Below are 619 nucleotides of genomic sequence, written 5' to 3'. Positions count from 1 at the left end.
TTCACCATATCAATCGCAAAGCTTGTTGAGTGGTGGTTTTGGATAGTCAGTGAATCGCATTGACCACTGGCTACGACAGTGCCTTTGTCATGCAGCGCGTATTCCAGCGTATAGCCAGACGCGATAGCGGTGGAAAGGTTTTCCAATTCGATTTGAGCACTGAGCGTCGCACTTTGGTAATCGTCGGCGAAATCGGTACGAATGGTGAGATCTTGGACGTGAACCTGCTCTTTGCCCACAAGGTAAGCATCGCGGAAGATCCCTGCCGTCCACCACATGTCTTGGTCTTCAATGTAAGTGGAATCGGCCCACTGCATCACGCGTACAGAGAGCAAGTTTTCGCCTTGTTGGACGAACTTGGAAATGTCGAATTCCGCTGTGAGTCGGCTGCCTTTACTAAAGCCGACGTACTCGCCGTTTACGTACACTTCAAAGTAGGTTTCCACGCCGTCGAACTTGATGATGGTTTGTTGGTTATCCCACTGTGGACCAAGTGTAAATGTGCGTTGATAAGCGCCCGTTGGGTTGTCGGTTGGTACAAACGGGACATCGATCGGGAATGGGAAGCCCTCATCGGTGTATTGCAGATCGCCGTGGCCTTCCATTTGCCACATGTTTG

At 50.7% G+C, this 619-nt stretch carries 1 protein-coding gene; it reads right to left on the bottom strand.

Going from position 1 to position 619, the window contains the following annotated elements; all coding sequences use genetic code 11:
* Window positions 1-619, bottom strand: a 619-nt coding sequence (locus R8O11_RS29050; protein WP_412035092.1) for a sugar-binding domain-containing protein, incomplete at both ends; no start/stop codon positions are given.

It is taken from the genome of Vibrio sp. 1288, assembly GCF_033344475.1.
The sequence above is the reverse complement of the archived record's forward strand: the minus strand, read 5'-3'. Positions and strand labels throughout refer to the sequence as shown.